The following is a 25562-nucleotide window of genomic DNA, read 5'->3' on the forward strand; positions in this document are numbered from 1 at the left end:
TAGGCAGGCGCTTGCCGCGTCGCGACGCTCCTCACCGCACCCGCTTCGCCCGCTCCCACCCGCCCGTCGGCTGCCGCCGACATTTGCCGGCTTACCGCCGGAGTGGCGAGCTACCGCTCGCCGTGACTGCTTAGTGGATCTGATTCGTCGGCGTCGGACGTGGCGGCCGATCGAGGTGTCCGTACTGGCGTGCTACGCGTCGCGCCTCCTTTCAGCGCTGCTCACCGTGTCCGCGGTACGCGTCTCAGCTCTGAACCTGTGGCATGCAGCATTGGCTCACCCACTCAACGCCGAAGACGCGACCTTGATCCATAGGCGCTTGATGTCCTCCGTCGACAGGTGGGCGACACACGTCCGCCAGGTGATCTGCGAGAGCCCAAAGCGCGGATCGCGACATGAGCGTGCGTGCTCACGTACCGTTGGAGGTCAGCCTGCTCAACGCCCAGCGCTGGTACTGGGCGTCACTGAACCCAAGGATGACGGCACCGTTCGAGTCGGGCCAGGCCCCAGGGGTCGCCGCCCAGCACGGGCGGCGAACCCTGAAACGCACCGGATCGCTGCATGTCCGGACGTTCGCGTTCAGCCGATGAGCGTACCTGGCCGCATCACGTGTCCTTGGTGTTGTGTGGCGGATCGGCGTCGAGCTCGGGCAGAGCATCAATAAAGTAGACCCGATAAGGCAGGCATCTTCGCCGTACTGCGTCGGCGGCGGAGCGCGTCCAGGGGTTCAGTAACACGCCGACTTCGCCCGGCCGAGCAGCGAGGAACTCAACTCCCTTCACCGCGTCATCGGCTCTGAGATCTAGCGCAAGTCGCTCTCTCAGAGCGGATTCGACTGCGTCATGCTCTGAATCGATGGCCGAGCCAATGGTCTGTTCGGAGGCGACCCGGTCTTGTGTAGCTCGTTCTCGCAGGAACTTGAGCGGGTGACGAAAAGGCCACGATGGTTCTACGACAGCGCGCGCGATCTTGAGCAGGGATGACTGTGGCCAGATGGCTCCGTCCGCAGCCAGAGCCTGACGGAGGACTTCGGCGGCCTCCGTGACGGTTGGCCTGGGTCGAGCGCGGCGGAGAGTGGCGAGCGCAGCATCGAAATGATGGGGCTCTGCCGGTCCACAATTGTCGGTCAACATTCCACCTCGGTCAGTACACCCACCCACAGCGCGGTTGATCGGCACGCGTGTGTCATCTGCCTGGGACTAGCCGCACCTACACTCATGCGCACAGTCTGACGGATCGGGCCTGGTCGTGGCGTGCCGCCCGACACGCAGATCCACGAGGTCTTCCCTGAATTTCGGCATGACCGCGCTTCCTATCTGCGGCAAATGAGTGCGTTCTTGGACATAGCGAGACCGGTCTCTGCGACGATGCGGGGATGCGCCAAGCAACGGCGGACGAGCCGCAGGTAGTCCTGACCGCAGGTTATGGATCAGAAGTACGGTTAGTCTTCAGCGCCCCACAGCGGCCGTGGAGCGACGTGGTCGTGGACTATCTCGTCGAGGTGGCCGGTGCCGGAATGAAAGCTACGGCGGTGGTCACGAGTCTAGAGGGTGACTTGTTGGCCGGCTACTTCGCTGATCTTGCTGAGGAGTTCGGGGGATGGTCAGGGATCCGCCAATGGCGCAGCCTGGAAGACCAGCTGCGAGTCGAAGCGCGGTGGGGTAGCCGAGGGCATGTGACGCTCACCTTTAGGCTGCGGCCGAAAGCGTATGACGTGCCGTGGGATCTCTCCGTTGATCTCGACGTTGAGGCCGGGGCCGAGATGGAGGCATTGAGCGTCGCGATGGCGAACTTCTTCGAAGCGGCAGAGTGAAGCCCGAGCCGTGCGTCCTCAATGCGGCATGTGCGTGAGTCTCACGTCGGCGAAGCCGTCGTGAAACGGCGTGCTACGTGTCGTACTCGAGCCCATCCCAAGGTTCGTAGTACGCGATGAAGTCGCCTGGCTCGATGTTGATCGAGTAGATGCCGTCGAACTCACTCCCCATCCAACCGAAGGTCACACCGTCGACCTCAATGGAAAACGGCTCGACCTCGATCGGCTCTAGGACGTACTTGCCCAGTTCGGCCAGCCGGGAGGCGACGAGCTCGTCGGCACCGGCCGACACTGCCTGGCCCGGGGGCACGCCCTCGGAGCGACGAACCTCGTCGACTCTCACCTCGTCGAAGGTCCCATCGGGCTTCCACCAAAACAGCCCGACATAGCCCGACCCGGGGGTGAACAGTTCGTCGCTGAGGAAGAACTTGCGGCCGTCCTCGGCGGTGCCGGCGTAGGGCACGTGATAGTCGTCAGGAACGATCGTGAAGCGCTCGGGTTCTTGGTTCATTGCAAATTCTCCTGCGGGGTCTGCGGGCGCTGATGCACACCCGGCCAGGGTGGTGAGCAAGCGAAAGGGCGACGGCACACAGCACGCGGGAGCCCCGAACCAAGCGAGACGCTGTTCGCCTTGCCGTCCGCGGGCAGGTCGACTGCCTCATGCCGCACAACCTAGCCTGCCGTCGGCGGTCGCATCGATCGTGGAGCCACGGGCACCGGATCGTTCTCATAGGACAGTCGCAAGTACGGATCGCGGCAAATCCGTGCGTTGCCGGCATCAACTCGGCAGAGTACGGCGTACGCCGCGCGGGATCGCCACGGACGCGTATGAGAAGGTCAGGTCGACGGCGGCAGCGTTGGTGATGGCGAGCCGGGCGGCCGACGCCGCAAGGTGCCGTCGGGTGCCGGTACCAACGCGACTTCCTCGCCGCAGTCACAGCCTTTTCCACTTGGTCGCCGGAGGGTCAGGTCGGTGATGACGTAGGTGCCGGCCCGCCGGCCGTTGCGGTAGGTGTGCAGCGTGATCGTCGAGTGGTCGTACACCGCGGGCCCTCCCGCATTGATCATCGGTTGGTCAGCAGGCAGGCGGCTGGCGGCCTGGCACACTTTGTCGAGGCAGACCTGTAGTTGGGTTGGTCGAGGCTGCAGTCCGCCCAACTCGATCAGGACCGGGCCGCCGCACGGGCTGCAGTTGACCACGCTATTGCAGGCTGCCACTGCGCCGAAGAGGAGGAGACCTGCGACCAGGTGCAGACGCGGCTTCATGCTGCGCGATGTCGTGACGACACGCCAACTGGTCCGCACAGGGCAAGACTGGCGGTTGAGGCTGGTCGGGCGCACGTGGTCGCGAGCAACATCTGTGCAACATCTCGCGGCGACCCACGGCGCCGGGTAGGAGCCCTTGGGCAGAGGCGGGAAGGGTGGCCTGGCCCGCCGCAGCCGCGAGCGGACGCGTTCGATCAACCCGTGGTCCGCCGGGCGTCACTGGGTCCACGAGTCGATCGTCTCGGCCCATCTGGTAGACGCGCGAGGTGCACGCGGACAGCGGAAGATGAGGGCGTTGGATCTACGTCCTGCGCGCAGCGAAGGCCTCGATCAGCGAGATTGCAAGCCAGTGACCGCCGAGGTGAGCCATGTGGAGAGCAGAGCCCACCCCGCCGCCTACAGGCGACGCAAGTGGATCTGCGCCTCGGGCGAGGAGGTACGCCGTGACGTCGACATGAAGCGGGCCGCCCGTCTGAGCGTGTGCATCGATTTCGACGTCGACCGCGTGCTGGAGCAGGGTCAGACCGCCATCGATCTCTTCGACGTCGACACCGCCATCGAGCAGCTCCCGCAGCCTCGGCAGGTCCTCGTTCTCGACGGCAAGATGCGCAGGTGTCATCGTCATTCCTCTGGTTGGCGCAGAAGGTATCTGCGTAGCACACGTGGACGACGTTGGCCGCAATACTCGCGGCCTGGCCGGACGCGTCCATCCCGACAGCGGCAGATCCGGACGTTCGAGCCTGCCCTCGTTTGGCGAGGCTGCGCCCCATAGACTCCCAGCCATGCTGGAGGTCCGCAGAGCCACAGCGCAGGAGCGGAGAGCTATCAGCGTGGTGTTGGCCACTGCGTTCGCCGCCGATCCCGTGGTCCGCTGGCTCATGCCGAAGGCAGGCCGCGACGTTCAGATGTTTCGAGCCCTCACCCTTCACCTGCATGCCGCTCCCGCTTGCGCTGACATCGCGTTCGACAACGGTGAACCGGTGGGGGCTGCCTTGTGGGATCCACCGGGTCATAGCGTGTCATTTCGACAAGGGCTGGTGGGGTTGTCGAGGTTGTTTCTTGCGATGGGGTCGGGGCTGCGCCGCGGCGTTGTGCTGGAGCGCGCCTTCACACGCGCGAGACCGGCCGGGCAGCTCTGGTATCTCGCGCAGATCGGCGCTTCGACGCAGGGAAGAGGCGTCGGGTCGGCTTTGCTGGAGCGCCGCCTGGCGAGCATCGACGGGCCGGCCTATCTGGAGAGCAGCAATCTGCGGAACGTGCCGCTCTACCAGCGATTTGGCTTCGCCGTGATCGAGGAGATCTCACTCCCAGAAGACGGCCCGACACTCTGGACAATGCTCCGCAGGTAGCCGTGGCACGAGGGGGTGGTTCGGATGCCGTCGTCAACGCCATCTCATCGGCATGAGCGCGCTTCAGTCTCCGCAGCGCTCGGTGCCTACGGGCTACGCCGTTGAGTCGGCTGAGGCTACGTCCGCGCCGAGAGTTGTTGCTTCCAGAACGGCTCGGCCTGCGACTCGACAAATCGCATCACGTCGGCAGCAACCGCCTCGTAGGCCTCATGGCGCTGAAGCTTGTCTGCTCCCTGTGCCGTGCCTGTCGGCAAAGAGGTACAGGACGACGCTCACGGCCGTGGGTGCGTTCGGACGGAGTCGGGTCATCACAGCTCCGTCCTTCTCGACAGAGCCAACAGCGGCGCGATCCCACAGCATGGCTGCGCGATCCTCGAAGTGAGTGCGTACCGACGACATGGACCGACCCTATGGTCCGCCCGGCCATTGGTCGGCCGTTTACCGCTCATCGGCATGAGCGCGCGGATCGCGGCATGTTCGTGCGTTCAGTTCAGGCAGATTTCCTCAAGCGCTTCGCCCGGTGTCGCAACGACTGGGGTCGGCTGGTCTGCGCTTCAAGCGCTAGCAGGTCGTGCTCCAGTCCTCGGGCGGGAACACCCTGCTCCAGCCACCTGAGCGCCAGGTCGGCCCAGTAATCCGTTGTCCCAAGCGCATACCGAACCAGCTCGACCGGGTCGTAATCGTGAAGGGCACGTGGGTCGAACTGAGACTCAAGGTCGATGAGATGCGGCAGCATTGGATGCTCAGGGCTGGTCACGCGGCCAGTCTTGCAGTCGGCCCAACGAAACATCCGCACATCGGCAGATCCGTACGTTGGCCGGCGCGCCAGGTGGTCGCTCAGGCATCTAGCCTGTCGCACATCAGTTGGCAGACATGTGTCGCGGATCTACTCGGGCCCGCTGTCTGAACGCGATCGTAGAATTTGCTCGCGCTCCGGGCATCGACAGCGCGAACGGGCTCGGGTTGTAGTACTCACCGGCGTCCTCGGCCTGGACGCAGGCACCCGCGATGACACACCCGGACCAGTCTGCTCCCGACACGGCGTAGTGGTATCCGTCGCGCTCGATCTGAAGTCCATCAAACTTGGTCATGTCCCACCTCGTAGCGCCAGATGTGGAAGTGGCTATCGCTTTCGAAGGTGTCGATGGCTGTTGAGCTGTCCCCGGTGGGCATGAGCCACAGAGTAGACTGGAAGGCTCAAGGAACTTCCTGCCGTCGGCAGATCCTGCGTTGCTCCGACACGCGGACAGATCTCTGCTAGCCGCACATCGGTTGGCGGACATCTGTCGCGGATCTGTTGGCGGATCACATAGGCAACGTTGATTAGAGGCCAAGTTCGGTGAGGCCCGGGTGGTCGTCCGGGCGTGGGCCTGGCGCGTCCCAGTGGAACAGCCGGTCCGACTCGGCGATCACCTGGTCGTTGATGCTGGCCCGCCGAACCCGCATCAGGCCGTTCTCGTCGAACTCCCAGTTCTCGTTGCCGTGCGAGCGGTACCACTGGCCGGCTGCGTCGTGGGACTCGTAGACGAAGCGCACAGCGATGCGGTCGTCGGTGAACGCCCACAGCTCCTTGATCAGTCGGTAGTCCAGCTCACGAGCCCACTTCTGCGTCAGGAACTCGACAACCTCGGCCCGTCCGTTCACGAAGACATCCCGGTTCCGCCAGAAGGTGTCCGGGGTGTAAGCAAGCGACACCGCCTCCGGATCCTGCTTGTTCCACGCGTTCTCCGCGGCACGAACCTTCTGGATGGCGGTCTCCCGGGTGAAAGGCGGGAGTGGGGGACGCGCGTTCACAAGCGGCTCCTTCGGTTGCCAAGCAGGTCCGTTCAATCTTGGATCAAATTCCCCGCCCGCGCTACGCATTCGCTGCACGCGGCGGACGTCGGGTGACGCTGCAGGAGGTGAACGGTTGCCGTTGCGAGGTGGACGGGTAGTCCGCGGGCATCCTTCGCAGGGCACCCGGCGCAATGGCTCGACCTGATCCGGTCCTCGGGGCGGGTGCGGGGCGAGGTTTGTCGAGTCTCTGACGCAGAAGTGGGCGCGTGAGTCGGACGGCTGACCAAGGAGCCCAGCCAAGTAGCGCTGGCCGCCGCCAGTGACGGATTGGTCATCTCCATAGGTCAGAGGCGCGAAGCCCGGAGGACCCAGCGGCAGCCGAGAGGTGACCGGCGGGGCGCACCTGGGGAACACGAGCTTCACCACCCACCAGCGCCGCCGCGACGAACCAGATCCGCTTAGCCCTCACCGCGAGCGGCAGCTCGCCAAACCGGCGATAAGCCGGAAGACACGCCGGCGGCAGCCGGAGGGTGGGCGGGAGCGCGGAGCGGGCGCGCCGAGGAGCGCAGCGACGAGGAAAGCGCCCGCGTAGCACGCGTGGGATAACCACTTCCACCGCCAATCAGCCCGCCGCGACGAATCAGGGCTACCAAGCAGTCACCCGCGAGCGGCAGCTCGCCACACCGGCGATGAGCCGGAAGACACGCCGGCGCCAGCCGGAGGGTGGGCGGGAGCGGGCGGAGCGGGTGCGCCGAGGAGCGTAGCGACGAGGAAAGCGCCCGCGCAGCACGCGTGGGGACGAAACACCTCCCACAAATACCCCCTCCAGGTATCGATGACGACTTGCATTCGATACCCATAGGGGGTACTTTTTGGTGGTCGACATACCCCCGAGGGGTAGCTGAGGAGTTTGAGATGAGCGACGAGCACGTACACGGATACACCGCTGAGAAGACCAGTCACCTGAAGCGGCTGCGGCGGATCGAGGGGCAGATTCGTGGTCTGCAGCGGATGGTCGAGGAGGACAAGTACTGCATCGACATCCTGACGCAGGTGTCGGCGGCGACGAAGGCGTTGCAGTCGTTCTCGCTCGAACTGCTCGACGAGCATCTCTCGCACTGCGTGGTCGAGGCCGCGCAGAAGGGTGGTCCGGAAGCCGAGGAGAAGGTCCGCGAGGCCTCGGACGCGATCGCCCGCCTGGTTCGAAGCTAATCACTCGATGCGATCGGCCGCCCGGTTCGAAGCTAACCGTTCGAGCGACCGCCCGCCTAGTTCGAAGCGAACTGCTCGACGCGACCGCGCGCTTGGTTCATAGCAAGTCACTCGATGCGGTTGCCCGCCTAGTTCGCAGCAAGTCAGTCGACACGATCGCCCGCCTGGTTCGCAGCAAGTCACTCGATGCGATCGCCGGCCTAGTTCGTAGCTAACCATTCAAGGAGCAGCTGATATGACCACCACCACTTACTCCGTGTCCGGTATGACCTGTGCGCACTGCACCTCTGCGGTCACCGAGGAGTTGAGCAAGCTCGTCGGCGTGCAGGACGTGACGATCGATCTCGTCGCCGGTGGCACCTCCCCGGTGCACGTGACGAGTGAGTCCGCGCTCGACGAGGCCGCCGTACGCGAGGCCGTCGACGAGGCGGGTTACGAACTGGCGGCGTCGTGAGCCGGGCCGCCGCGCTCCGGCTCGGCGCGTTCGCCGGTGCGCTGGCGCTCGCCTTCGGGGCGGCGTACGGCATCGGCACCGCGGTCGACCCGATCGCGGCGGCCGACACACCTTCGCAGTCGCAGGAGATGGGGATGAGCGACATGGGCGGGCACGACGCCGGCGGGCAACTGCCGGGGCTCGCGGTGTCCGACGCCGGGTACACGTTCGCCCCGGCGTCGACGTTCTTCACCGCCGGCACGAAGACCGCACTGCGTTTCACCATCAAAGGGCCTGACGGCAAGCCGGTCACGCAGTACACGAAGACGCATGAGAAGGACCTGCATCTGATCGTCGTACGCCGCGATCTGTCCGGCTTCCACCACGTGCACCCGACCTTGGCGGCAGACGGGACGTGGAGCATCCCGTTCACGTTCACCGCCGGCGGGACGTGGCGGCTGTACGCCGACTTCCAGCCGGCCGGCCTCGACAAGAACATCACGCTCGGCACGGACGTCAACGTCACCGGGCTGTATGTCCCGGTCCCGCTGAATGATCCGGCCGCCGTCACCAGCGTCCAGGGGTACAACGTGACACTCGCCGGCACGCCGGTTGCGGGCAAGGAATCGCAACTGACGTTCAAGATCAGCAAGAACGGCAAACCGGTCACCGACCTGCAGCCGTACTTGGGCGCTTTCGGGCACCTGGTCTCACTGCGCAGCGGCGACCTGGCCTATCTGCACAACCACCCGGCGCAGCACGCCGAGCCGGGGATGAAGGGCGGCCCGTCGATCGACTTCATGACGACGTTCCCGACCGCCGGCACGTACAGCCTGTTCCTGGACTTCCAGCACGCCGGCGCCGTACACACCGCGGAGTTCACGGTGCACGTCGACTCGAACGGCACCACGATCGCCCCGCCGACCGCCGTACCGACATCCGCCGCACATGAAGAGGAGGCACACGAACATGAGCAACCAGTCCGTTGAGCTCATCATCGGCGGGATGACGTGCGCCTCCTGCGCGGCCCGCGTCGAGAAGAAGCTGAACCGGATGGACGGCGTCACGGCGACCGTCAACTACGCCACTGAGAAGGCAAAGGTGACGTACCCCGACGGCGTCTCGACCGACGACCTGGTCGCCACCGTCGAGAAGACCGGCTACACCGCGGCCCTGCCGACTCCGGCCGTCTCGACCGAGGTCGAGGAGCCGGACGAGCTGAAACCCCTGCGGGAGCGGCTGATCGCGAGCATCGCGCTCACGGTGCCGGTGGTCGCGTTCGGGATGATCCCAGCGCTGCAGTTCAACTCGTGGCAGTGGGCGTCGCTGACGCTGGCGTTCCCGGTGGTCACGTGGGCGGCCTGGCCGTTCCACAAGGCCGCCTGGACGAACCTGCGGCATGCCGCGACGACGATGGACACGCTGATCTCGCTGGGCGTGGTGAGCTCGTTCCTCTGGTCGCTGTACGCGTTGTTCCTCGGCTCGGCGGGCGAACCCGGCATGAAGATGCCGTTCACGCTGATCCCGTCCCGCGGCAGCGGCGCCGAGGAGATCTACCTCGAGGTGGCGACCGCCGTCACCACGTTCATCCTGGCCGGCCGGTACTTCGAGGCGCGGGCCAAGCGTCGCTCCGGTGCCGCCTTGCGCGCTCTGCTGGAGCTCGGGGCGAAGGACGTCGCAGTATTGCGTAACGGTACGGAGATCCGGATCCCCGCCGACCAACTGGTCGTGGGCGACGAGTTCGTCGTCCGGCCCGGCGAGAAGATCGCGACCGATGGCGTGATCGTGACCGGCAGCAGTGCGGTCGACGCATCGATGCTGACCGGCGAATCCGTGCCGGTCGAGGTCGGCGCGGGTGACGCGGTCGTTGGTGCGACCGTCAATGCGGGCGGACGGCTCGTCGTACGGGCCGTGCGAGTCGGCGCGGATACTCAGCTGGCGCAGATGGCGCGGCTGGTCGAGGACGCGCAGAACGGGAAGGCCGCCGTACAACGCCTTGCCGACAAGGTGTCCGGGATCTTCGTGCCGATCGTGATCGGGCTTGCGCTGGCGACGCTCGGCTTCTGGCTGGGCAATGGTTCGCCGGTGGAAGTCGCGTTCACGGCGGCAGTCGCCGTACTGATCATCGCCTGCCCGTGTGCGTTGGGGCTGGCCACGCCGACCGCGTTGATGGTCGGGACCGGTCGGGGCGCGCAGTTGGGCATCCTGATCAAGGGTCCGGAGGTGCTCGAGTCCACGCGGCGCGTCGACACCGTCGTGCTGGACAAGACGGGCACCGTTACCACGGGCCGGATGGAGCTGGTCGACGTACTGCTGGCTCCGGGTCAGGAGCGGGCCGAGGTACTGCGGTTGGCCGGCGCGCTGGAGCACTCGTCGGAGCACCCGATCGCGCAGGCGGTCGCCCGGGCTGCATCAGCCGCCGGGAAGCTGCCGGAAGTCGAGGACTTCGGGAACGTCGAAGGCCTTGGCGTGCAGGGGATCGTCGACGGGCATGCCGTGCTGGTCGGGCGGACGCGGTTGCTGGAGGAGTGGAGCCAGCACCTGCCTGACGACCTCGCGCACGCGAAGGAGCATGCCGAGGCCGAGGGCAGTACGGCGGTTGCGGTCGGGTGGGACGGGGTTGCGCGGGCCGTGCTGGTTGTTGCGGACACTGTGAAACCCACGTCGGTGCAGGCGATCTCTCAGTTGCGCGAGCTGGGTCTGCGGCCGGTGCTGCTGACTGGCGACAACGAAGCAGTTGCGTTGAAGGTTGCCGGTGAGGTCGGGATCGACGACGTGATCGCCGACGTACTGCCGGCCGGCAAGGTCGACGCGGTGAAGAAGCTGCAGGACGAGGGGCGCGTGGTCGCGATGATCGGTGACGGCGTCAACGACGCGGCCGCCCTCGCCCAGGCCGACCTCGGCCTGAGCATGGGCACCGGCACCGACGTGGCGATCGAAGCAAGCGATCTGACGCTGGTGCGCGGCGATTTGCGCGCGGCTGTGGACGCCATTCGGCTGTCCCGCAGTACGTTGCGCACGATCAAGGGCAACTTGTTCTGGGCGTTCGCCTACAACGTGCTGGCGCTGCCGCTCGCCGCCGCCGGTCTGTTGAACCCCATGCTGGCCGGGGCCGCGATGGCCTTCAGCTCGGTGTTCGTCGTGTCCAACAGCCTGCGGTTGCGCCGGTTCCGTTCGCTCACCTGATCCAGGCGGTCGCGTCGGCCGGAAGCTTGCCGTCGTCGAGGGGGATGCTGCTCAACAGCACCTCCTCGTGCGGCGGCAGCTCGATCGGGTCGGCGCTGAGGTTGGTTACGCAGGTCAGGTTCTCCCGCCGGAACACCAGTACGTCGGCAGCAGATTCGACCCAGGACAAGGTGCCGTCCCCGAGCAGTTCGCGTCGGATCCGTAGTCCGGTGCGATACAGGGCCAGCATCGAGTTCTGGTCATCGTGCTGGGATTCGACCGTGAGGTTCTTCCAGTCCGCCGGCTGCGGAAGCCACGGCGTACCGGCTCCGAAGCCGAACGGCGGTTCTTTGCCGGACCAAGGTAGGGGCACTCGGCAACCATCCCGGCCGCGGTCGGCGCCTCCCGAGCGCGCGAAGATCGGATCCTGCAGGAGCTCGTCCGGCAGATCCTCCACCTCGGGCAACCCCAGCTCTTCGCCCTGGTAGACGTAGAGGCTCCCGGGCAGCGCCATGGCGAGCAGGGCGGCCGCGCGGGCCCGGCGTTCCCCCAGCAGCAGATCGGTCGGCATCCCATGCTTGCGATCCTGGTGCGAGAACGATGTATCCGGCCGCCCGTACTTCGTTACCGGGCGCGTCACGTCGTGGTTCGAGAGGACCCAGGTCGGAGGTGCCCCGATCGGCACGTGCGTCGACAGTGTCAGGTCGATGGACGCGCGTAGCTCGTCGGCTTCCCACGGACGCGACAAGAAGTCGAAGTTGAACGCGGTCTGCATCTCGTCCGGCCGCAGGTACAGCGCGAACCGTTCCTGGTCGGGCATCCACATCTCCCCGACGAGGAAGCGCCCGTCGTACTGATCGGTGAGGTGCCGCCAGCCGCGATAGATCTCGTGTACTTCGTCGTGGTCGGTGTAGGACTCCTCGACGCTGTCCAGGTCCTTGAACAGTACGGCGGCGCTGTCGATCCGGATCCCGTCGACGCCGCGATCGAGCCAGAACCGAAGGATGTCGTGAAATTCCTCGACAACCTCCGGGTTGCGCCAGTTGAAGTCGGGCTGTTCGGGCGCAAACAGGTGCAAGTACCACTCACCGTCGTCGACCTGTGTCCATGCCGGTCCGTTGAAGATCGACTGCCAATCGTTGGGCGGACCATCGTTCCGGCCGGGGCGGAACAGGAACCGCTCACGCTCGGGCGACCCCGGTCCGGCGCGGAGGGCCTCGACGAACCAGTCCTGCTGGTCGGAGCCGTGGTTCGGCACGATGTCGATGATCGTCCGGATGTTCAGCGCATGCGCCTCGGCGATGTACGCCTCGGCCTCCTCCAGCGTGCCGAACGCCGGGTCGATCGCCCGGTAGTCGGCAACGTCGTACCCACCGTCGGCCATCGGCGACGGATACCACGGGTTCAACCAGATCGCATCCACACCGAGCTCAGCCAGATACGGCAACTTGGCCCGCAGGCCGGCCAGATCCCCGACCCCGTCACTGTTCCCATCCGCAAAGCTCCGCAAATACACCTGATAAATCGCAGCCCCACGCCACCACTCGTCACCCACAAGATCTCCTCTCAAACCGACCCTCGCTCCGCTCGGCCCGGTGATGTTTGTTCACGCCCGCCCCGAGCGCAGGTCAGGTATCCGTTTCCACCCCGCCCCACCCCGAGACAGGGCCCAACCCGCCCCCCGCAGAGCCGGCCCCCTCCTCCCCGCCCGACCCGGCGCGGGGTCCAAACCGCTCCCCAGGTCCGGCTCCTCTCCCACCGCCCGACCTGGGCCGAGTCCGACCCCGCGGGGGTCGGCCTCTGCCTCTCCCACCGCCCGACCCGGGACGGGTCCAACCCGACCCCCGCAGGGGCCGGCTTCTTTCCTCTCCCCGCGCCGAGCGGAGCGAGGGGCGGGTTTTCTTTCATCCTTTGAGGCTTCCGGCTGTTAGGCCTGCCATGATGCTTCGCTGGAAGATGAAGAACACGATGATTGTGGGCAGGCTGGCGATGACCAGTGAGGCTATGAGGACGTTCTGGGGCATCTGGGCCGAGAGGGACGCGATGCCTACGCTGATCGACATCTTGTCGGTTTCCGGGAGGACCAGGAGCGGCCAGACGAAGTCCTTCCAGACCGTGACCACGGACAGGATCGACACGACTCCGATGATCGGGCGGGAGACCGGCAGCACGATCGACCACAGGATCCTCGCGGGTGAAGCGCCGTCGATCTCCGCCGCCTCCAGCAGCTCCCGCGGGATCGAGTCGAAGAACCGCTTCAGCAGGAACACGAAGAACCCATTCGCTGCCGCCGGCAACCAAATCGCCCACGGGGTGTTCAGCAGGTCGGCGTGGAAGATGGGCAGGTCCTTCGCCACCAGGTACGTCGGAAGCAGCAAAACCATCGGCGGGATCATCAGCGTCGCCAGCATCGCGCCGAGCACCAGCTTCCCGAAGATCGGTCGCAGCTTCGACAACGCGTACGCCGCACTGACGTCGACCGCGAGCGTGAACAGCCACGCGCCACCGGCGTACAGCACGGTGTTCTTCAGGAAGACTCCGAGCTGGAGCTGTTCCCACGCGTCGACGTACACGTGCAGGTCGAAGTGTTTCGGGAAGAAGCTGGGCGGGATCTGCGCGAGCTCGTCAGGTGACTTGAGCGCGCCCGTCACCATCCAGTAGAGCGGGAACACGAACGCGCCGGTGAACCCGACGACCGTCACCGTGAGGATCGTCCAGTAGATAACCCTGCCGCGCGGCGTGCGGAGTGCGAGCGGTGAGACCAAGGTCCTCATCGGGCATCCTCCTCGCGCGACACACGCAGGTAGACCGTGGAGAAGATCAGCAGCGCGATCATCAACATCAGGCCGAGCGCGGAGCCGCCGCCGAAGTCGCCGAAGTTGAACGCGTACTGGTACATCAGGTAGGCGACCGTCACGGTCGCGTTCTCCGGGCCGCCGCCGGTCAGCAGGTACGGCTCGATGAAGACCTGCATCGTCGCGACGATCTGCAGCAGCAGCATCACCAGCAGGATCAGCTTGGTCTGCGGGATCGTCACATGCCAGACGCGGCGGAACAGCCCGGCGCCGTCGAGCTCCGCGGACTCGTAGAGCTCGCCAGGGATGCTCTGCAGCGCGGCAAGGTAGATGAGCGTGCCGGTGCCGAGGTTCATCCAGGTCGACACGATCACGAGGCTGATGAGCGCCGTACTCGTCGAGTCCAGCCAGCTCAGCGGCGGGATGTGGACGACGCCTAGCACCTGGTTGAAGAGGCCCGCGCCCGGGTCGTAGAACCACTTGAACAGCAGTACGGCGACAGCCGGCGGAAGCATCACCGGCAGGTACACGACGAAGCGCAGGTACGCCTTGGCGTGCTTCAGCTCATTGAGCACCACGGCGAGCACGAACGGGACGGCGTACCCGATCACCAACGCCAGCCCGCTGAAAGCCGCCGTGTTCAACCACGCAGACCGGAACGCCGGGTCCGCAATCACCGTACGAAAGTTGTCGAACCCGACCCAGATCCCCGGATCCACAAAGTTGTTCTGCTGAAAACTCAGCACAACTTCCCGAAACATCGGATACCAGGAGAACAAGGCGAAACAGATCAAGGCCGCACAGAGAAACCCGTACGCGGTCAGGTTCCGGCCGACCGCTCTCCGCAGAGCTCCGGCACCGTGAGGGGTTGGAGGTTCGTGCCGTTCGGCCAGCCGGCTCTCGGGCCCCCAACCCACCTGCAGATCCTCCACGGCCTCGGCTGTTCCCACACCACCCGCCGTCCCCGCGGAGCGGGGACGGCGGGTGCTTGTGGTTTTGTCATCCATCACGTGTTCTTCGCGAGGATCTTGTTGGCCTTGCCTTCGGCGTCAGAGAGGAGCTTGTTGATGTCGGCGTCCTTGCGGGTGAGGACGGCGGACATCGCTACGTCGAGGACGGCGTAGAGTTCCTGCGCCTTGGGGGGCTCGAGCTTGTTGGTGATGTTGCCCTGGGCAGCGACGTACGGCGCGAAGTTGTCGACCGGGACCGTTGCGTACTGCTTGCGCAACGCGGTGATCTCGTTGCCGGGGGCACTCGTTCCGTAGAGGTCCGGGATCGGCAGACCGACCGGGCGACCCTGCTGCTTCGACCGCGCGTAGTCGAACTGGCCCTTGCCCGGCGTCAGCTCGTGGAACTCGAGCCACTGCAGACCAGCCTTGATCTTCTCCGGCGAAGCCTTCGGGTTGAACATGTACCCGTCGCCACCACTCAGCGACGACTTCCCGTCCGACTCCGGTACGGCGGTGACGCCGTAGTCCTCGAACTTGCCCTTGAAGTCGTTGTTGACCGACTGCACGACGTCCGGCGCGCCGACCATCATGCCGAGCTTGCCGCCGCCCATCATCCGCATCAGGTCCTCCCACTGGAGCAGCTGCTTCGTGCCCATGGAGTTGTCGTCCCAACGCATCTTCTTCAGGTTCTCGAGGACCGCCTTACCCTCGTCGCTGTTGAACGCGGCGGTCTTCCCGTCGTCGCTCACCATCGACCCGCCGCGCGCGTACAGCTCGGCCGCGAAGTGCCACCCGCCCGTGTTGCCGGCGGAGTACTCGCCGTACCCGACGTAGCCCGGGCCGAGCGCCGCGATCTTCTTCGCCGCGTCGCGGACCTCTTCCCACGTCTTCGGCGGGTTGGCCGGGTCGAGACCGGCCTGGGTGAACAGCTTCCGGTTGTAGACCAGGCCCATGTTGTAGTTGTTGCGCGGCAGCCCGTACGTCTTGTCGCCGTCCTTGAACACGCCCATCACGTCCGGACGCAGATCCTTGACCGCGCCGACGCTGCCGACGTACTGGCTGATATCGGCGGCCTGCTTCTTCTCGATGATCTTCCGGACATCGGTGTAGTAGACGTAGAAGAGATCCTCCTGCGTGCCGCCGGCCAGCTTCGCCTGGAACGTGTCGGGGTTGATGCAGGGGAACGCGTCCTTGCCCTGGACGGTGATGTTCGGGTGCGCTTTCTGGAACGTGGCGACATCCGCCTCCCAGGCCTCGCGCTCCTTCGGATTGCTCTTCGGCGGCTCGCAGCCGACCGTGATCGTCACCGGTCCGTCCGACGCTCCCCCAGCGGCCGGCTTGTTCCCGTCGTCCGACCCGCAGGACGCGGCCACCAGCCCGAGTCCCGCAACCAGCAGCAGGCTGAGCCCGCGGCGCGTTGTCGTCATTTCCACCCTCTCCCTCGGATCGTGTGGACACCGTAGGGAACTGGACGCATGATCGCAATACTTCGATCTGAGATTGCAAAAACGTGACTTCCCATGGGAGATTACCCAGCAGAGGACAAACGGCAGCAGCCGCCGCCAGAGCGGTCAGCGGCTGCCGGGGTACTGCGTGACGTCTAGATCCGGGCCCGGGCGGTCGAGGCGCGGACGACGAGTTCCGGCTCGAAGAGCAGCTCGTCGGCGGGTACGACGGCGCGCTCGATCAGGGCGACCAGCATGTCGACCGCGGCGCGGCCCATCGCGTCGATCGGCTGACGGACGGTGGTGAGCGGCGGGTCGGTGCAGTTCATCATCGCGGAGTCGTCGTACCCGATCACCGAAACGTCGCCCGGCACACTCAGGCCGGCCCGGCGGACGGCGCGGATCGCGCCGAGCGCGAGGATGTCGCTGGCGCAGACGATGCCGGTGACGCCGGAGTTCACCAGCCGGGTCGCCGCCGCGTGCCCGCCTTCGAGGGAGAACATCGTGTGCTCGACGAGCTTCGGATCGGCCTCGTCCGCGGCGAGGTACGCCTCCAGCTTCCGCCGTGAGGGGATGTGGTCGCGCGGGCCGAGGACCATCCCGATCCGCAGGTGACCGAGCGCTCGCAGGTGCCCGATCGCCATCTCGGCGGCGACATAGTCGTCCGACGAGACCTGCGGGAACCCGAGGTGGTCGACCGCCGCGTTGACCAGCACGGTCGGCAGCTTGCGCTCCTGGATGAGCTCGTAGTGCTGGTGCGGCGCGTCCGCCTGCGCGTAGAAACCACCGGCGAACACCACCCCGGACACCTGCTGCTGGAGGAGCAGATCCACGTAGTCGGCCTCGGACACGCCACCGACCGTCCGGGTGCACAGCAAGGAGGTGAAACCTTGCTGCGCGAGCGCGCCGCCGACGACCTCGGCGAACGCCGGGAAGATCGGGTTCTGCAACTCCGGCAGGACCAGACCGACCAGCCGGGCCCGATCGCCGCGCAGCTGCGTGGGACGCTCGTACCCCAGGACATCGAGCGCGGTGAGCACCGCTTCACGGGTCGCCTCGGACACCCCTGGTTTCCCGTTCAGGACGCGGCTCACGGTGGCTTCGCTGACGCCGACCTTCTTGGCCACCTCTGCAAGTCGTCGTGTCATGGCGCAAACTCTACGCCTAATCACGCAAGAATTTGCAAGCACTTGCGTACCTCGCTGAACCCTCAGGATTCCTGACAGACTGGGAGCCGTGCCCCGCTTCGTCGCCACCCGCCCGGATACCGGCCTGCTGTCGCTCCCCTGGGACGTCCCGCTGGAGGACTGGCCCGAGGACCAGTTGGTCGCGCTGCCGCGCGGTATCTCACGGCACGTCGTGCGCTTCGTCCGGGTCAACGGCACGGTGTACGCGATCAAGGAGGTCCTCGAGCATCTGGCGATGCACGAGTACCGGCTGCTCCGCGACCTCGAACGCCTCGAGGCCCCGTCCGTCGAGCCCGTCGGCGTGATCACCGACCGGATCGACCGCGACGGCGAGCCGATCGACTCGATCCTGATCACCCGGCACCTGCAGTTCTCGCTGCCGTACCGCGCACTGTTCTCCAGCACGCTCCGGCCGGACACGGTCAACCGGCTGATCGACGCGCTGGTCGCGTTGATCGTCCGGCTGCACCTGCTCGGGTTCTTCTGGGGCGACTGCTCGCTGTCCAACACCCTGTTCCGACGGGACGCCGGCGCGTTCGCGGCGTACCTGGTGGATGCCGAGACCGGTGAGCTGCACCAGGACATCTCCGACGGGCAGCGGGCGCACGATCTGTACACCGCCGAGATCAACCTCTTCGGCGAGCTGCTCGACCTGCAGGAGGGCGGTCTGCTCGACGAGTCGATCGACCCGCAGGAAACCGTCGAGTCGATCCAGAAGCGGTACGAAGCGCTCTGGGCCGAGCTGACCGCACCGGAGGAGTTCGCCACCGACGAGATGCACCGGTTGGACTCGCGGATCCGGCGGCTGAACGAGCTCGGCTTCGACGTCGCCGAGATCGACATCATCACCGACTGGGACGGCAGCCAGGTCCGCATCCAGCCGAAGGTCGTCGACGCGGGCCACCATTCCCGCCGCCTGCTCCGCCTCACCGGACTGGACGTCGAGGAGAACCAGGCGCGCCGGCTCCTCAACGACCTGGACGCGTTCGCCGCCGCGACCGACCAGCAGAACGAGGACGAGGAGATCGTCGCCCACCAGTGGCTGACCGATGTCTTCGAGCCCGTCGTCCGCTCGGTCCCCCGCAACCTGAACCGCAAGCTCGAACCCGCCGAGGTCTTTCACGAGGTCCTCGAACACCGCTGGTTCTTGTCCGAACAGGCCGGCCACGAGGTCGACACGATGGAAGCGGCCCGCTCGTACGTGAACGACGTACTGGCGGCCAAGCCGGACGAGAAACTCGCGCTGCCGACACCGTCTCTGCCCGAGCCCGACTGAGGTTTGCAACGTTCCGGTCCTCCGTGACGTGATCAGGGTGGGAGGTGCCGGATGGAGACACCCGACTTCGACGACTGGGTCACTCAGCGCGGCGGCGCGCTGCTGCGGTTCGCGTACCTGGTCACGCGCGACCACAACCGCGCGGAGGAAGCGGTCCAGGACGCGCTGATCGCGGCGTACTCACGCTGGACGAAGATCTGCCGCGCCCAGGATCCGGAAGCCTACGTACGCCGCTGCATCGTCAACGCCGACATCTCCCGCTGGCGCCGCTTCTTCCGCCGCGAATCCCCCACCGAGAACCCCGGTACGTCGGCCTCAACGTCGGACGCAACGCCGGATCACGCCGTCACACAGGCAGAACACGACGCCGTGTGGGCGCTGTGCGCGACGCTGCCCGCGAAACAACGGGCAGCCGTCGTACTGCGCTACTACGAGGATCTCCCGGACGCGGAGATCGCCGTGATCCTGGACTGTTCCCCAAGCACCGTGCGCTCGCAGATCCATCGTGCGCTGGCAAGCCTCCGCACCACCATCGAAACCGAGGAGGTCCAGCGCTGATGGACCGCTCCGAGCAACTCATCGCCGACAGCCTGTCGAAGCACGCCGCGGACGCTCCCACGGACGACCACCTCCTGGCCGGCGTACACGCCCGTCTGCGCCGTCGCCGCACCAGCCGCGCGGTCGGCGCGGTCGTCGTAGCTGCCGCTGCGGTCGCCACTGCGATCGTCGCGACGCACACCCTGACGTCGGGGCTGCGGACCGATCCGCAGATCAGCCGGCCGGGCCCGCCCGCTGCCGGATGGCGCTGGGAGTCGTACAAGACGGTGCAGGTGCAGGTGCCGACGAGGTGGACGCAGTACATCTCCGGGCCGGCACCGTGTACGACGTTCGCCAACTCGGCCGTCCCCTCCATCGGACGGTTGAGCGGCTGGCTCAGCAAAAGCTGGTACACGTGCCAGTACGCCGTACTGCCACTGAACAAACGGCAGCCGTATCTCTGGTTCGACGACGTGCAAGCGCCCGGAATCAAGCACTACGACGGGGGCTGGACCGAAGAGACCCGGCTCGTCGGCGGGACGAAGATCAGCGTGCTGACGAACGACGACACGCTCCGCCGCCGCATCGTCGACTCCGCCCGCCCGATCACCGGCACCGACTACTACGGCTGCACGCCGACCCTCCCCGAGCCGCACGGCGCCGGGTTCAAGGCGAACGAACGGTTCACCTCTGCCGGCGTGTGCGAGTACTGGCGAGGCACGCTGGTCGCGGGAACCGACCTCGCCGCCGGACCGGCTTCCGCCTTCGCACGACGAGTGAACGATTCGCCCGAAGGCCCGCCGCCGGCTCGCGCCACGGGTTGCGGCAACATCAACCAACGCACCTTCGTCGTCACCTTGCACACCGGCGCCGCCTCGTACCCGGTCTGGATCACCTCCGACTACTGCTCGGTCGACGGAACCTTCGCCACCGACGACGGAACAACCCAGCGGCGTGCCGACGGGATCACGGTCGACCTCGTCCAGCGGGGCGTCCACAAACCTCACCAACCCAGCGACATGTTCGACCCGCCGCGCGCCATCACCCCACCCGCCCGCTGAAATCAGAGGCGGTCCGGCGGTTGCCCACCGCAGATGGTGACTAGGGTTGAAACGTGAAAATTGTGGGCTACGAGACGTTTCTGGTCGCGCCGCGGTGGCAGTTCCTGCGGATCGATACCGATGAGGGGATCAGCGGTTGGGGTGAACCGATCGTCGAGGGGCGGGCCGAGGCGGTGCAGGGAGCGGTTGCGGCCTGTATGGAGTACCTGGTCGGCACGGATCCGTTGCGGATCGAGGAGCACTGGCAGGTGCTGGCCAAGGGCGGGTTCTACCGCGGCGGTGCAGTGCTGTCGAGTGCACTGGCGGGTATCGACCAGGCGTTGTGGGACATCAAGGGGCGGCATCACGGCGTACCGGTGCATGAGCTGCTTGGCGGGCCGGTCCGTGAGCGGGTCCGGATGTACACGTGGGCGCACGGAGTCGACAACGCTGCTCTTGTCGACGATGCGCAGGCCAAGGTCGCCAGCGGTTTCACCGCCGTGAAGATCAACGTGTCCGAGGCACTGCCGCCGATTCCGGGTGCCGCCGATGTCCGGCGGATGGCTGCGCGGGTCGAGGCGCTACGGACTGCGCTCGGCGATGGCGTCGACATTGCCCTCGACTTCCACGGGCGGCTGAGTACGGCGGCCACTCGGCAACTGCTGCCATTGCTCGAGCCGTTGCTTCCGTTGTTCGTCGAGGAGCCGGTGACGCCGGAGTACTCGCGCGATCTTCGCCGGATCACAGAGTCGACCAGTATTCCGATCGCGACTGGCGAGCGGTTGTTCTCGCGCTGGGACTTCCGGGACGTGTTGACGACGGGGATCGCGGTCGCGCAGCCGGACATCTCGCATGCCGGCGGCGTCTCCGAAGTACGACGGATCGCCGCGATGGCCGAGGCGTACGACGTGAATGTCGCGCCGCACTGCCCGCTCGGGCCGATCACGCTCGCCGCGAGCCTGCAGATCGACTTCGCCACACCGAACTTCCTGATCCAGGAACAGAGCCTGGGCATCGAGTACGGCGGTGGGAACGAGCTACTCGACTACCTGGTGGATCCTGCAGTGTTCGCCTTCACGGACGGGCACGTGGAGCGCCCGACAGGACCCGGGCTGGGGATCGAGATCAACGAAGAGGTAGTCCGCGAGGCCGCCGCAAATCCGCATCGCTGGCGCTCACCGATCCTCCGCCACGAAGACGGTTCCTTCGCCGAGTGGTGACCCGGCACGGTGTGAGGCGGCAGCTTCAGTTCGCTCGGGCCAGCGCTCTCAGCAGCCACTGGGAGAGCGGCGCGTCACCCAGCTCGTCCAGGCTCGTCAGCCACCGGGCCTCAGCGAGCTCTGGTGAGAGGGTGAAAGCGTCGGACGTGGCTAACGCGGTCAGGATGGTGAGGGTGTCGTGTTTGCCTTCCAATGTGGTCACCGTGGTGTCCAGGACCGTGAAGGATTCCGGCGCGAGCACGAGGCCCAGTTCCTCGTGGAGCTCGCGAGCAGCCGCCTCCGCGGGCGTCTCGCGCGCGGGCTTGTAGCCGCCGCCGGGTAAAGCCCAGCGGCGGGTGTCGGCGTAGGAGTGGCGGACGACGAGGAACCGGCCGTCCGCCTGCCGTACAAGGGCTTTCACGCCGAACGTGGTCGGTCTCCGGATCCGCCACCACACTTGGGCGAACGGCGATCCCGCACGCAGCAGGATCGCGGGCACGCGGATCAACGCGGCGGCATCCGCAGCGCGCCGTCCAGGCGGATGACCTCGCCGTTCAGCAGCTGGTTGTCGAGGATGTGCCGCACCAGCGCGGCGTACTCCGACGGCTTGCCGAGCCGCGACGGGTGCGGGACCTGCTGCTCGAGCACCGCCCGCGTCTCCTCCGGGAGCCCGGCGAGCATCGGCGTCTCCATCGTGCCTGGCGCGATCGTCACGACCCGGATCCCCTTGTCCGCAAGGTCTCTCGCCGCCGTCAACGTGAGCGCGACGATCCCGCCCTTGCTCGACGCGTACGCCGCTTGCCCGATCTGGCCGTCGTACGCCGCGATCGACGCGGTCATCACGACGACGCCGCGGTCACCGTCTTCGCCGGGCTGCAACGCCATCATCCGCTCGGCCGCCAGCCGGAGCACGTTGAACGTGCCGATCAGGTTCACTTCGATCACCTGCCGGAACGTTGCCAGCGGCAACGGGCCCTTACGGCCGACGACGCGGCCCGGCGTCGCGATGCCGGCACAGTTCACGACCACCCGCAGGTCACCCAGGCCGGCCGCCGCGTCGAGCGCTGCCGTCACCCCGGCTTCGTCGGTGACGTCGGTCGGCGCGAACACCACCCGATCGCCCAGCTCGTCCGCGACCGCCTTGCCCGCGGACGATGGCAGGTCGACGATCACGACACCCAGTCCGTCGGCGGCAAGCCGTCGTACCGTCGCCTCTCCGAGCCCCGAACCACCACCGGTCACCAGGGCGACGTCGGACGGGCTGAACTTCATCTACACGCTCCTGAGAACTTCGCGGCTGATCACGAGCCGCTGGATCTGGTTGGTGCCTTCGAAGATCTGGGTCACCTTGGCCTCGCGCATGTACCGCTCGGCCGGGAACTCCCGGGTGTAACCGTACCCACCGAGCACCTGCACCGCGTCGGTGGTGACCTTCATCGCCGTGTCCGTGCAGACCAGCTTGGCGATCGCCGCCTCGCGGGTGAACGTCCGGCCGAGATCCCGCCGGCGCGCGGCGTGCAGGTACGTCGCCCGCGCGGATTCGACCGCGGCCGCCATGTCCGCGATTAGGAACTGCATCCCCTGGAAATCCGCGATCGCGTGCCCGAACTGCCGGCGCTCCTTCGCGTACGCCGCGGCGACGTCCAGCGCCGCCTGCGCCAGACCGACCGCACACGCCGCGATCCCGAGCCGACCGGAGTCCAGCGCGGACAACGCGATCCGCATGCCGTCGCCCTCCGCACCGATCAGATTGGCGGCCGGGATCCGGACGTTGTCGTAGTTGACCAGCGTCGTGGTCGAGCCGGTCAGGCCCATCTTCCGCTCCGGCGCGCCGAAGCTCAGCCCCTCGGCCGAACCGGGCACGTGGAACGCCGAGATGCCGCGCTTCGGGTCCTCCGACGTCCGGGCGAACGTCGTGTAGAAGTCCGCGTGCGAGCCGTGGCTGATCCACGCCTTCGTGCCGTTCAGGACGTACTCGGCGCCGTCCCGGACCGCTCGGGTCGTGAGCGAGCTGATGTCGGAGCCGGCCTGCGGCTCGGACAGCGCATAGGCCCCCAGCAGCTCGCCGCCGACCATGTCCGGCAGCAGCCGGTCCTTCTGCTCCTGGGTCCCGAACGTCGCCACGGCGTAGCTCGTCATCGTGTGCACCGAGACGCCGACACCGACCGACATCCAGGCGGACGCGATCTCCTCGAGCATCTGCAGGTACACCTCGTACGGCTGCTCGGCGCCGCCGTACTGCTCCGGGTACGGCAGGCCGAGCAGGCCGGCCTTGCCGAGGGTGCGGAACGCGTCCCTCGGGAAGGTCTCGCTCTCCTCCGCACGGGCGGCGTGCGGGGCGAGCTCGTGCTCACACAGGTCCCGGACCAGGGCGAGCAGGTCAATGGATTCGTCAGAAGGCAGGAGTCGGTCGACAGCCATCAGGAACCCCCTCTCCACAGCTGACGAAATGATACTCCTGATGATACTGACGAACATAGTTGCGTATCGTTCTATGCTGTCTCGATATGACAACAGTCGTTCCGGGGCGGCGGACCCGCCGTCAGTCCGAGCTCCTCGACCGGCTCCTGTCCCTGTTCCTCGAGCAGGGGTTCAGCCGCTTCACCCTGGACGATCTGGCCGCCGAGCTGCGCTGCAGCAAGACGACCCTCTACGCGCTGGCGCCGAGCAAGGAACAGCTCGCCGTCGAGGTGGTCAAGCACTACTTCAAGAACGCGACCGCACAGGTGGAGTCCGCGGTCGCCCGCCAGACCCGGCACGACCGCAGGATCGCGGCGTACCTGAACGCCGTCGCGGACGCGCTGCGGCCGGCCAGCCGGACCTTCCTGGACGACGTGGCGACGTTCGCGCCGGCCCGGTCCGTGTACGAGCGGAACACCCGGATCGCCGCCGAGCGGGTCCGGCAGCTGATCGAGGACGGGATCAACCACAAGACGTTCCGGCAGGTCGACATCGCGTTCGCGGCCGAGATGATCGCGCACACCATGCAGGCGATCCAGCGCGGCGACATTGCCCGGCGTACCGGCCTGAACGACGCCGAGGCGTACCGCGAACTCGCCTCGTTCGTCCTGCACTCCCTGCGCCTGGACTGAACCACCCGCACCTCTAAGGTTGGGGATTCGTCCTCTTGCTGCCATCTTGCGCATCAGAGCCGTACGCCCCGGAAGGCTGATGACTATGAAAACCCTGCGACGAACCGCGGCCGTGGTGGCGGCCGCCGCGCTCGCCCTGGCCGCCGCCGTACCGGCCAAGGCGGACCCGGTGAAGCCGCCGCGACTGTCCGCCAAAGCAATCACCGAGACGCTGAACGACCAGATCAACACCCCCGGTACGGCGTGGATGACCAAGCCGGACGGAACCGTCGTGGTGTCGTACGACTCCACGGTCACCGGCACGAAGCTGACCAAGCTGACCGGCCTGACCAAGCAGCTCGCCTCCAACATCACGATGGAGAAACTGCCCGGCAAGCTGCAGAAGTACATCAGCGGCGGGATGGCGACGTTCGGCGGCGAGTACAAGTGCTCCGTCGGCTTCAACGTGCAGCGGCGCGGTAAGTACTACTTCCTCACTGCCGGTCACTGCGGCGTCGCTGCGGCCCGCTGGTACCAGGACCAGAACCACGCTGTGTACACCGGCGCAGTCGTCGGCGCCAGCTACCCGTGGAACGACTACTCGCTCGTCGTCTACCGCACCGACATCAAGATGAAGCCGCCGGGCGGCAGCGTCTACCTGTACAACGGGCACTCGCAGGACATCACCACCGCGATGAACCCGGGCCTCAACCAGCTGGTGTACCGCTCCGGCGCCACCAGCGGCCTGCACAGCGGCCGGGTGACCGGGCTGAACGCGACCGTGAACTACGGCGACGGACGCGTGGCAGGCCTGATTCGCACCAGCGTGTGCGCGGAGCCGGGCGACTCGGGCGGTCCGCTGTTCTACCGCCAGTGGGCGTTCGGCCTGACCTCCGGTGGCTCCGGCGACTGCAAGACGGGTGGAGTGACCTACTTCCAGCCGGTGGTCGAGGCCCTCAACGTGTACGGCGTCTCGATCTACTGAGACAGCTCTGGGTGCAGGTTTCCCCTACTCTCCGGAACCTCTTGAATACTCAGGGACATCCGG

The 25562-nt window shown here is 66.6% G+C and carries 25 protein-coding genes; 13 read left to right on the plus strand and 12 right to left on the minus strand.

Annotated elements, in window-relative coordinates; genetic code table 11:
* Positions 1 to 395 precede the first annotated feature (395 nt).
* Both EV653_RS21640 and EV653_RS21645 read left to right on the plus strand, forming a co-directional pair.
* Positions 396 to 590 carry a hypothetical protein gene (locus tag EV653_RS21640; RefSeq protein WP_134105540.1) on the plus strand — a complete coding sequence of 65 codons (195 nt, stop codon included), beginning with the start codon at positions 396 to 398 and terminating at the stop codon, positions 588 to 590.
* A gap of 785 nt (positions 591 to 1375) precedes the next feature.
* Positions 1376 to 1813, plus strand: a complete 438-nt coding sequence (locus tag EV653_RS21645; RefSeq protein ID WP_255510908.1) for a DUF6228 family protein — start codon at positions 1376 to 1378, stop codon at positions 1811 to 1813.
* A 73-nt stretch (positions 1814 to 1886) separates the two neighbouring features.
* Here EV653_RS21645 and EV653_RS21650 read toward each other — a convergent pair whose 3' ends face one another.
* From EV653_RS21650 to EV653_RS21660, 3 genes are all read right to left on the minus strand, one after another.
* Entirely contained in the window at positions 1887 to 2324 is a 438-nt protein-coding gene (locus EV653_RS21650; RefSeq protein WP_134105542.1) for a hypothetical protein, read from the minus strand.
* 326 nt (positions 2325 to 2650) lie between these two features.
* The gene (locus EV653_RS21655) at positions 2651 to 3079 is read right to left on the minus strand and encodes a hypothetical protein (RefSeq protein ID WP_134105543.1); all 429 of its coding nucleotides are present in this window, start codon (positions 3077 to 3079) and stop codon (positions 2651 to 2653) included.
* Between the two features lie 301 nt (positions 3080 to 3380).
* The gene (locus EV653_RS21660) at positions 3381 to 3698 is read right to left on the minus strand and encodes an ankyrin repeat domain-containing protein (protein WP_202871772.1); all 318 of its coding nucleotides are present in this window, start codon (positions 3696 to 3698) and stop codon (positions 3381 to 3383) included.
* A 163-nt stretch (positions 3699 to 3861) separates the two neighbouring features.
* Here EV653_RS21660 and EV653_RS21665 point away from each other — a divergent pair, with 163 nt between their 5' ends.
* Positions 3862 to 4428 (plus strand): GNAT family N-acetyltransferase, encoded by a 567-nt coding sequence (locus EV653_RS21665; protein WP_134105545.1) that lies wholly within the window; start codon positions 3862 to 3864, stop codon positions 4426 to 4428.
* Positions 4429 to 5751: 1323 nt separating this feature from the next.
* On the opposite strand, the gene EV653_RS21670 is transcribed toward EV653_RS21665, so the two are convergent.
* Positions 5752 to 6222, minus strand: coding sequence for a nuclear transport factor 2 family protein (locus EV653_RS21670; RefSeq protein ID WP_238159944.1), 471 nt, complete (start codon positions 6220 to 6222; stop codon positions 5752 to 5754).
* 897 nt (positions 6223 to 7119) lie between these two features.
* Here EV653_RS21670 and EV653_RS21675 point away from each other — a divergent pair.
* The 4 genes from EV653_RS21675 to EV653_RS21690 all read left to right on the plus strand — a co-directional run bounded on the left by EV653_RS21675 (position 7120) and on the right by EV653_RS21690 (position 11035).
* Positions 7120 to 7416 carry a metal-sensitive transcriptional regulator gene (locus EV653_RS21675; RefSeq protein WP_130446371.1) on the plus strand — a complete coding sequence of 99 codons (297 nt, stop codon included), beginning with the start codon at positions 7120 to 7122 and terminating at the stop codon, positions 7414 to 7416.
* Positions 7417 to 7651: 235 nt separating this feature from the next.
* On the plus strand, positions 7652 to 7870 hold the full coding sequence (locus EV653_RS21680) for a heavy-metal-associated domain-containing protein (protein ID WP_134105547.1): 219 nt from the start codon (positions 7652 to 7654) through the stop codon (positions 7868 to 7870).
* Entirely contained in the window at positions 7867 to 8838 is a 972-nt protein-coding gene (locus EV653_RS21685; RefSeq protein ID WP_134105548.1) for a hypothetical protein, read from the plus strand. Before EV653_RS21680 ends, EV653_RS21685 begins: the two co-directional genes overlap by 4 nt.
* Positions 8798 to 11035, plus strand: a complete 2238-nt coding sequence (locus EV653_RS21690; RefSeq protein WP_134105549.1) for a heavy metal translocating P-type ATPase — start codon at positions 8798 to 8800, stop codon at positions 11033 to 11035. Before EV653_RS21685 ends, EV653_RS21690 begins: the two co-directional genes overlap by 41 nt.
* Here the strand turns inward: EV653_RS21690 and EV653_RS21695 are convergent.
* The 5 genes from EV653_RS21695 to EV653_RS21715 form a co-directional block, all read right to left on the minus strand.
* On the minus strand, positions 11028 to 12569 hold the full coding sequence (locus EV653_RS21695) for a glycoside hydrolase family 13 protein (protein WP_134105550.1): 1542 nt from the start codon (positions 12567 to 12569) through the stop codon (positions 11028 to 11030). The genes EV653_RS21690 and EV653_RS21695 overlap by 8 nt on opposite strands.
* Before the next feature lie 349 nt (positions 12570 to 12918).
* On the minus strand, positions 12919 to 13788 hold the full coding sequence (locus tag EV653_RS21700) for a carbohydrate ABC transporter permease (RefSeq protein ID WP_134105551.1): 870 nt from the start codon (positions 13786 to 13788) through the stop codon (positions 12919 to 12921).
* Complete coding sequence (locus EV653_RS21705) at positions 13785 to 14570, minus strand: carbohydrate ABC transporter permease (protein ID WP_238159946.1); 786 nt, start codon at positions 14568 to 14570, stop codon at positions 13785 to 13787. Before EV653_RS21705 ends, EV653_RS21700 begins: the two co-directional genes overlap by 4 nt.
* A gap of 245 nt (positions 14571 to 14815) precedes the next feature.
* Complete coding sequence (locus EV653_RS21710; protein WP_134105553.1) at positions 14816 to 16186, minus strand: ABC transporter substrate-binding protein; 1371 nt, start codon at positions 16184 to 16186, stop codon at positions 14816 to 14818.
* A 173-nt stretch (positions 16187 to 16359) separates the two neighbouring features.
* Positions 16360 to 17352 (minus strand): LacI family DNA-binding transcriptional regulator, encoded by a 993-nt coding sequence (locus tag EV653_RS21715; protein ID WP_134105554.1) that lies wholly within the window; start codon positions 17350 to 17352, stop codon positions 16360 to 16362.
* Between the two features lie 67 nt (positions 17353 to 17419).
* On the opposite strand from EV653_RS21715, the gene EV653_RS21720 reads away from it, so the two are divergent.
* The 4 genes from EV653_RS21720 to dgoD are packed head-to-tail and all read left to right on the plus strand — an operon-like array spanning position 17420 to position 21464.
* Positions 17420 to 18667: a DUF4032 domain-containing protein gene (locus EV653_RS21720; RefSeq protein WP_238160157.1), complete on the plus strand. Its 1248-nt coding sequence runs from the start codon at positions 17420 to 17422 to the stop codon at positions 18665 to 18667.
* Between the two features lie 51 nt (positions 18668 to 18718).
* Complete coding sequence (locus EV653_RS21725) at positions 18719 to 19225, plus strand: SigE family RNA polymerase sigma factor (protein ID WP_134105556.1); 507 nt, start codon at positions 18719 to 18721, stop codon at positions 19223 to 19225.
* On the plus strand, positions 19225 to 20265 hold the full coding sequence (locus tag EV653_RS21730) for a hypothetical protein (protein WP_134105557.1): 1041 nt from the start codon (positions 19225 to 19227) through the stop codon (positions 20263 to 20265). Before EV653_RS21725 ends, EV653_RS21730 begins: the two co-directional genes overlap by 1 nt.
* A 53-nt stretch (positions 20266 to 20318) precedes the next feature.
* Positions 20319 to 21464 carry a galactonate dehydratase gene (gene dgoD, locus EV653_RS21735; protein ID WP_134105558.1) on the plus strand — a complete coding sequence of 382 codons (1146 nt, stop codon included), beginning with the start codon at positions 20319 to 20321 and terminating at the stop codon, positions 21462 to 21464.
* 25 nt (positions 21465 to 21489) lie between these two features.
* Here the strand turns inward: dgoD and EV653_RS21740 are convergent, their stop codons facing one another.
* The 3 genes from EV653_RS21740 to EV653_RS21750 are packed head-to-tail and all read right to left on the minus strand — an operon-like array spanning position 21490 to position 23864.
* Entirely contained in the window at positions 21490 to 21942 is a 453-nt protein-coding gene (locus tag EV653_RS21740; RefSeq protein ID WP_238159947.1) for an NUDIX domain-containing protein, read from the minus strand.
* Between the two features lie 5 nt (positions 21943 to 21947).
* Positions 21948 to 22715 carry an SDR family NAD(P)-dependent oxidoreductase gene (locus EV653_RS21745; RefSeq protein WP_134105559.1) on the minus strand — a complete coding sequence of 256 codons (768 nt, stop codon included), beginning with the start codon at positions 22713 to 22715 and terminating at the stop codon, positions 21948 to 21950.
* Positions 22716 to 23864, minus strand: a complete 1149-nt coding sequence (locus EV653_RS21750; protein WP_134105560.1) for an acyl-CoA dehydrogenase family protein — start codon at positions 23862 to 23864, stop codon at positions 22716 to 22718.
* An 86-nt stretch (positions 23865 to 23950) separates the two neighbouring features.
* Here EV653_RS21750 and EV653_RS21755 point away from each other — a divergent pair, with 86 nt between their 5' ends.
* Both EV653_RS21755 and EV653_RS21760 read left to right on the plus strand, forming a co-directional pair.
* Positions 23951 to 24535 carry a TetR/AcrR family transcriptional regulator gene (locus EV653_RS21755; RefSeq protein WP_131460575.1) on the plus strand — a complete coding sequence of 195 codons (585 nt, stop codon included), beginning with the start codon at positions 23951 to 23953 and terminating at the stop codon, positions 24533 to 24535.
* A gap of 85 nt (positions 24536 to 24620) precedes the next feature.
* Positions 24621 to 25499 (plus strand): S1 family peptidase, encoded by an 879-nt coding sequence (locus tag EV653_RS21760; RefSeq protein ID WP_238159948.1) that lies wholly within the window; start codon positions 24621 to 24623, stop codon positions 25497 to 25499.
* The last annotated feature ends 63 nt before the right edge of the window (positions 25500 to 25562 follow it).

This window comes from Kribbella pratensis (assembly GCF_004365355.1).
Classification (GTDB): Bacteria; Actinomycetota; Actinomycetes; order Propionibacteriales; family Kribbellaceae; genus Kribbella.

Bases quoted from the DNA above. Each gene is read 5' to 3' on its own strand.
- EV653_RS21730 (WP_134105557.1), top strand. From the start codon at position 19,225: ATGGACCGCTCCGAGCAACTCATCGCCGACAGCCTGTCGAAGCACGCC.
- EV653_RS21760 (WP_238159948.1), top strand. From the start codon at position 24,621: ATGAAAACCCTGCGACGAACCGCGGCCGTGGTGGCGGCCGCCGCGCTC.
- EV653_RS21700 (WP_134105551.1), bottom strand. From the start codon at position 13,788: ATGAGGACCTTGGTCTCACCGCTCGCACTCCGCACGCCGCGCGGCAGG.
- EV653_RS21750 (WP_134105560.1), bottom strand. From the start codon at position 23,864: ATGGCTGTCGACCGACTCCTGCCTTCTGACGAATCCATTGACCTGCTC.
- EV653_RS21640 (WP_134105540.1), top strand. From the start codon at position 396: ATGAGCGTGCGTGCTCACGTACCGTTGGAGGTCAGCCTGCTCAACGCC.
- EV653_RS21755 (WP_131460575.1), top strand. From the start codon at position 23,951: ATGACAACAGTCGTTCCGGGGCGGCGGACCCGCCGTCAGTCCGAGCTC.
- EV653_RS21725 (WP_134105556.1), top strand. From the start codon at position 18,719: ATGGAGACACCCGACTTCGACGACTGGGTCACTCAGCGCGGCGGCGCG.
- EV653_RS21710 (WP_134105553.1), bottom strand. From the start codon at position 16,186: ATGACGACAACGCGCCGCGGGCTCAGCCTGCTGCTGGTTGCGGGACTC.
- EV653_RS21655 (WP_134105543.1), bottom strand. From the start codon at position 3,079: ATGAAGCCGCGTCTGCACCTGGTCGCAGGTCTCCTCCTCTTCGGCGCA.
- EV653_RS21645 (WP_255510908.1), top strand. From the start codon at position 1,376: ATGCGCCAAGCAACGGCGGACGAGCCGCAGGTAGTCCTGACCGCAGGT.
- EV653_RS21690 (WP_134105549.1), top strand. From the start codon at position 8,798: ATGAAGAGGAGGCACACGAACATGAGCAACCAGTCCGTTGAGCTCATC.
- EV653_RS21650 (WP_134105542.1), bottom strand. From the start codon at position 2,324: ATGAACCAAGAACCCGAGCGCTTCACGATCGTTCCTGACGACTATCAC.
- EV653_RS21665 (WP_134105545.1), top strand. From the start codon at position 3,862: ATGCTGGAGGTCCGCAGAGCCACAGCGCAGGAGCGGAGAGCTATCAGC.
- EV653_RS21680 (WP_134105547.1), top strand. From the start codon at position 7,652: ATGACCACCACCACTTACTCCGTGTCCGGTATGACCTGTGCGCACTGC.
- EV653_RS21715 (WP_134105554.1), bottom strand. From the start codon at position 17,352: ATGACACGACGACTTGCAGAGGTGGCCAAGAAGGTCGGCGTCAGCGAA.
- EV653_RS21705 (WP_238159946.1), bottom strand. From the start codon at position 14,570: ATGTTTCGGGAAGTTGTGCTGAGTTTTCAGCAGAACAACTTTGTGGAT.
- EV653_RS21675 (WP_130446371.1), top strand. From the start codon at position 7,120: ATGAGCGACGAGCACGTACACGGATACACCGCTGAGAAGACCAGTCAC.
- EV653_RS21660 (WP_202871772.1), bottom strand. From the start codon at position 3,698: ATGACACCTGCGCATCTTGCCGTCGAGAACGAGGACCTGCCGAGGCTG.
- EV653_RS21745 (WP_134105559.1), bottom strand. From the start codon at position 22,715: ATGAAGTTCAGCCCGTCCGACGTCGCCCTGGTGACCGGTGGTGGTTCG.